Source organism: Mesorhizobium sp. P2_D6, assembly GCF_056404315.1.
On record NZ_JBFUEG010000049.1, the window covers coordinates 1 to 5,785 of the forward strand.

Annotated in this window: 4 protein-coding genes and 1 pseudogene; 3 read left to right on the forward strand and 2 right to left on the reverse strand. The window is 62.1% G+C overall.

Annotated elements, in window-relative coordinates; genetic code table 11:
- A partial coding sequence (locus tag AC1D1L_RS33210; protein ID WP_477345706.1) for an MFS transporter occupies nt 1-647 on the forward strand: 647 nt, incomplete at its 5' end.
- 339 nt (nt 648-986) lie between these two features.
- On the opposite strand, the gene AC1D1L_RS33215 is transcribed toward AC1D1L_RS33210, so the two are convergent.
- Both AC1D1L_RS33215 and AC1D1L_RS33220 read right to left on the reverse strand, forming a co-directional pair.
- Nucleotides 987-1,199 carry a hypothetical protein gene (locus AC1D1L_RS33215; RefSeq protein ID WP_477345708.1) on the reverse strand — a complete coding sequence of 71 codons (213 nt, stop codon included), beginning with the start codon at nt 1,197-1,199 and terminating at the stop codon, nt 987-989.
- 104 nt (nt 1,200-1,303) lie between these two features.
- The gene (locus AC1D1L_RS33220; protein ID WP_477345710.1) at nt 1,304-1,687 is read right to left on the reverse strand and encodes a cupin domain-containing protein; all 384 of its coding nucleotides are present in this window, start codon (nt 1,685-1,687) and stop codon (nt 1,304-1,306) included.
- A 1,663-nt stretch (nt 1,688-3,350) separates the two neighbouring features.
- On the opposite strand from AC1D1L_RS33220, the gene AC1D1L_RS33225 reads away from it, so the two are divergent.
- Both AC1D1L_RS33225 and AC1D1L_RS33230 read left to right on the forward strand, forming a co-directional pair.
- Complete coding sequence (locus tag AC1D1L_RS33225; protein ID WP_477345712.1) at nt 3,351-5,345, forward strand: BTAD domain-containing putative transcriptional regulator; 1,995 nt, start codon at nt 3,351-3,353, stop codon at nt 5,343-5,345.
- A 248-nt stretch (nt 5,346-5,593) separates the two neighbouring features.
- Nucleotides 5,594-5,785: pseudogene (locus AC1D1L_RS33230) on the forward strand (IS30 family transposase); the annotation flags it as partial.

The window sequence follows — 5,785 nt, forward strand, 5'->3', positions numbered from 1 at the left end:
CATTCGGCAAGGCGATCTTCGATCCGCGCCAGATAGGCGCAATTTTCGGGGACCGGCCATTGCTGTTGGTCAATATCGGTTATCTCGGCCACATGTGGGAACTCTATGCCATGTGGACATGGTTGCTCACATATGCCCGGTCTGCGCTCGAAGTGCAGGGGCAACCGTCGCCGGCTTTTGCATCACTGCTGACGTTCTGCGCCATAGCGGCGGGTGTCGCCGGCTGCCTGCTTGGCGGCGTGTTGTCTGACCGCTTCGGTCGCAGCCTGACCACGGCAGGAATGATGATTGTGTCTGCTCTCTGCGCGCTGGCTATCGGCTTTGTCTTCCACGGTCCGCTCTGGCTGTTCGTCTTGATCGCCGTCGTCTGGGGCATCTCAGTCATCGGTGATTCCGCGCAATTCTCCGCGGCGGTGACGGAGCTTGGCGACAGGCGCTTTGTCGGTACAGCGCTGTCAGTCCAACTCGGGCTCGGCTTTGCGCTCACGGTGCTGGTCATCGGATTGACCCCGCACGTGGCGGCCTTGCTTGGCGGCTGGCGTTGGGCATTCCTGCTTTTGGTTCCTGGACCGTTGATCGGTGCCGCGGCGATGCTTGACCTGCGGCGACTACCTGTTTCCATAAGGATGGCCGGCGGAAAAAGGTGAACTTCATCCGTGACAACAGGCTGTTGCATCAGGCTCTCTCCCGAAAAGGTGCAGGTTGCCAGCTATGCGGCCGCAATCAGGCCCCGCACGAACTGCGTATCTCGCACGTCGCAAATACCGGTGCCATCGCGGTAAGAGTTCACTATGTTCCGCGTCGGTCAGTGTTGCTCATCATTGCATCCCTTGCCGTCGCTTCGCAGCAAACCTGGGACAGCGTTCTGGAAATGATGAGCGTGTCGATTCCGATGAGGCCTGCACGAAAGCCCAAAGCTGCCTTTGACTATCCGCCTGCTGGGCCTAGCTGATCGAAACCATATCCCATCATTGTCAATCTTTGCGTCACGATTGTTCCGTGAAACCTACAGCGCCGATCTGACGCCGGCCGATCTGGCCGAATACATCTCCAAGAGCTTCCGCGCTGAACATCAGGAAGCCGCGATCGCCGATTCCGCAGGTGCTGTCTTCCTCGCCTGTCGCAACGATCGCCATCACATCACGATATTGATTTCCCGCGCCACAAATGGATTCGGGCGCGAACCGGCGGTTCGTCAAGGGTTGCTAATGCGCCGACAGCAAGCTTACAGAACGGTCTTGCAAGGGCTGGACGCCGTGGGCATAGGGTCCAGGCAACCAAGCGGACTCACTTGCATCTCTAGTCAGATGGAAGGCTCCCACGCACCAATCAGATGCGACGCTTCGTGATCCCCCGGCCACGGAGGCATTGAGATGCAGATGAACTTGAAGGGGGTGTCACCAACGTTTCTGTATTGGAAGGCGGTGCCAACTGGTATGTCGACAGACACTCCGGGCACGAGCGCCGTCACGCGCTCTTCTGTCTCGTCCCTTCGCCAGATTTCTCCCATTCCCTCCAACACATACCAGAACTCACTGACCGTCGCGTGAATCGTTGCTCTATTAATCTGACGGGGCGGCACGGTGCTGTGGATCATATTCCCAGTATCGCCGTCCATAATGAAACGGATATCTGCCCCCGCCGGAGATTTTGCGTCAGGCGCAGAAGAAAGAATGGTTTCTTTCACGGAGTATTCCTCAAGCTGAAGTAGGATGATGCCACCATTCCCCTGAGTCCACCATCAGGGCATTGCAACAATGTTGCGAAACCAGTGTCAGGCGCAACGGCTGGGGCGAAGATCGGCCGTCCTTCGCATCACAATTCAATTGGCGGGCTTTCCTCCTACGCGCTTCTCTCTGCCGGCGGCGCCACATTCTATTGTCGGCGGCGAGACGTGGCGGCGATGTTCGAACCTCTAGCCGGCATGCGGACGAACGAGAATCGACAGAGAAAGGACGACGGCCTTGCACTCCTTGACGGTCGAGCGATTGGACGACCCGCTTCGCGGGAGGGGCGCCTACAGCCCAAATATCGTAATCGAAAGATCGCGCCGAAGGCAGTATTTTTCCGCATCCAGATTGCGTATCTCGAAGGCTGGCGATGCGGACATGCGGCGCGCGCTCTCCGTGGGCAGCGTCGGGACTAATGACGCGCTCCAAAGGCAGGGACAAGGTCAAGAGCTGGGGCCGGGAGATCCCAAACGCTCCTGTCATCGCAAGGCCTGTGTCGCTGTGGCAGCAATCTGGTGGTGTTCATACACGCCACGTGAAGCGACGGCAGGTTCTATGTCGGCGATATGGCGGCGGGTGAGGGCGCGAATCTCCATCTTGGCAGGGCGCCTAAAGTGCCGAGGCGGGATACATTGGTGACCGATTGTTCCACTCAAAACATTCCGCTTGCAGACGGGGCGGCCTGTGACGCTGCTACGTCAGACCGATGGCAAATTGCGCCACGACGGCTCGATCGCTGCATTCGTGCAGCCCAAACACCCCGTGGCAGAGCGTGGAAGACTGCACGGCGCATCGGGACTCGACGCTGAGGGCGAGGTCAAGTCTGAAAAAGGCTGCGCAGGCGAAGCCATGGGTGGGGGCGTTCGGCGGGCGGTTCCGCGCCCACCTCGCAAGGTGTCAGCAGGTAGAGCCAGGCCAACATCTCATGGGCCTCGCCGCAGCAGGGGCCGGCTATGCCCGCAGAAAGGATGCTAAGTGTTTCCCCTCGCGTCAGTGTGGTAGACGCAACCGGCGCATCAGCCTTCACATGCATGATCGACCTCCATAGTTGACGGCGGCAGCAGGGTACCGACAGCTCGCCGGCTGTTCCGCAAGCATGGCCGCCAAAGCTGCCTCTCGTCCTGAACGGTTGCTGATTTTTTTGCTGAATTCTGCTCCGGCTTCCGGCGGCGCTCGCAGCGCCTTTGCCGTCTGGTTCAGCCTCATCTCATCGACATCAGGTCCGTCATGAGGCCGACCCCGACCCTGACGAAGAACGTAGGTCTGGGGACCTCCTGACAGCCGATGTCCTTCAACTGATCGGGCGTCAGGTCTGCTAACGCCCTGCGCCCTGCAACGGCCCTCCGCCAGGCCGTGAAGCCAGCGACTGCTGTCGCCATGCTGTTCGACGCTACCTTAAGCAGCCGGTGTTCCGATGCGCGGGTCTCCGCGTGAGCTTCCGTGTGAGCCATTTTGCTCTCCCGTTCAAGATTACGGTCGCAGCTTGTCACACGCGCGATTTGCGATTGTTCAGCCGGGCGTGAACCATTGCGGGAAGTCCGATGGACCGCCGTTAAATCCGCGTTAAATCGACCGGCGAAGATGCTATTCTCTCGGCGCGTTCGAATTTGGAGAGGCGGCGTGCGCATCCGGTTGCTTGGCGGTCTCGAGGTGATGTCCGGAGAGGGCAAGCCCGTCCGCTTCGCAACGCGCAAGTCGGCGCTGCTCTTTGCCGCCCTGGTCCTGGCGGGTCGCCGCGGCGCCACTCGCGAACGGCTTTGCGAAGGGTTTTGGCCAGGACGAGGCGATGCGCAGTCGCGCAACAGCCTGCGCCAGGCGCTGGCCGACATCAGGCGATGGTTTCCCGCCGACGGCAATGCGGCCATTTCCATCGACGGGGATCAGGAAACGGTCGCGCTGACGGCCGGCCCGGACGAAGCCGATATCTGGCTCTTCGAGCGCAAGCTCGCCGAGAGCGGGACGGCGGACCTTGCCTTTGCCGCCGAGCTTTACCGTGGTGATGTCCTTGCGGGCGAAGTCATTCCCGACGGCTTGGATGAATGGTTCAGCCCGCATCGGGCCAGGTACCGGCAGAAAGCGCTGCAGCTGGTGGAACGCCTGAGCCTCGCACCGCCCGAAGCCGGATCCGCGGATGAAGCGGCGTGCGAAGGACTGGCGGACAGGCTGCTTGCCTCGGATCCGACCGCGGAGGCGGCGCATCGGGCCTTGATGCGCATCCACGCCGCGAGGGGCCACGAAAACGCGGCCTTGCGTCAGTTCGAGACCTGCCGCGCGCTGCTGAAGAAGCATCTGGGCATGGAACCCGAGGCACAGACGCTGTCACTGGCGGCGTCGCTGCAGACGCGGGGCGGAAATCGCCAGACCGCGTCGGCGCACGACACCGCCCAGCCGCCTCACCCTATCGCCACGCCGGCGAGACCGCATGACCACCCGTCGGTGGCGGTGATGCCTTTCGACAATCTCGGCGGGGCGGAGGACGAGTATTTTGCCGACGGCGTTGTCGAGGAGATCACCGCCGCGCTTTCCCGCATCCGGAACTTCTTCGTCATCGCGCGCCAGTCCGCCTTCACCTACAAGGGCCGCTTCGCCGACGTGCGCGAGGTCGGCCGGGAACTCAGCGTCGCCTACGTGGTCGAAGGCACCGTTCGGCGGGGTGGCAATCGGCTGCGCATTTCCGTGCAGCTGGTCGATGCCGAGACGCGGGCGCAACTATGGTCCGAGCGCTATGAGGGTGCGACCGAGGACGTTTTCGAGTTCCAGGACAGGATCGCGGCGCAGGTGGCGGGCGCCATCCATCCGGCCATCCGCGGCGCCGAGATCGAGCTGGCCAGACGCAAGCCGCCGACCAGCCTAAGGGCATATGATTTCGTCATGCGCGCCTATCCGAACATTTGGGGCCGCCGCAAGGACACCAACGATCTGGCAATAGAGCTGCTCAAGAAAGCGATCGCGGTCGATCCGGCCTATGGCCGCGCGCATGCGCTTCTGGCCTGGTGCCACGCCTCGAACGCCGTGTTTCTGTGGGCCGAGCAGCCGGAAAGCGAGCTGGAAAAGGCGGTCGCGGCGGTCGAGGCAGCAGGCTCGATCGGCGACGATCCAACCGCGTTGACCGCCGCCGGCGCGGCATTGAGCATGGGCGGTGACCAGGAGCGCGCCGCCACCTTCATCGAAAAGGCGCTCACGCTTGATCCGAACAATGCTTGGGCATGGGCACGCCATGGCTGGATCGCGATCTACAGGGGCGAAGCCGCCCGCGCGCCGGAACGGTTCGAACGGGCGATGGCGCTGAGCCCGATGGATCCGTTCGCGTTCGCCGTGAGACTGGGAATGGGCTACGCCTTGGCCAAGACGGGCTCCCTTTCCCAGGCCGTCGCGATCGCCCGTGAGGTCATCGCCGCCCACCCCGACATTATCACGTCCTATCGCTATCTCGCCGCCTGGTCGGCGATGGGCGGCGACCTGGAGACCGCCCGCTGGGCCGCGCAAAAGCTCCTGGCCGCCCAGCCGAGTTTCACGATCGAGCGATTCAGGTCGCTGCCTATCTTCCGGAACACGCCGGAATGGGCAGACCAGGTGGTCGAAGCCTTGAAGCTGGCGGGATTGCCGGAGCGCTGACTATCTTCGGCCCATCCTTGGTTCCAACTTGGATGACATGATCGCCCCTGCGCCCTTGGCTAGGATAGCGATCCTGCCGGCCCACGATCATTGCGCGCCGTTTAATTGGCCACATCATCAGCATGGATCGCCTACCAGTTGCTCGGCATAGTCTGACGGGACTGCCCCGGTGTGAGCGGCAGCTTTGCGCCGGTGGGTTCAATAGGTCGCCGCAACACTCTTAATCTGAGAGGATGAGGAGGTGTTGCATGGTGACGTCACGGATCTGGTTTACGTCAGCGCAGAAGGCCGAGCTTTGGGAGCGATGGAAGCAAGGTCAGAGCATTTCGTCGATCTCGCGGGCACTGGACCGCCGGAACAAGACCGGCGTTCAGCGGATCGTATCCTTACACGGCGGTATTGCTCCGTCAGCAAGGCGTAGAGCGGCCTCGGCGCTCGGG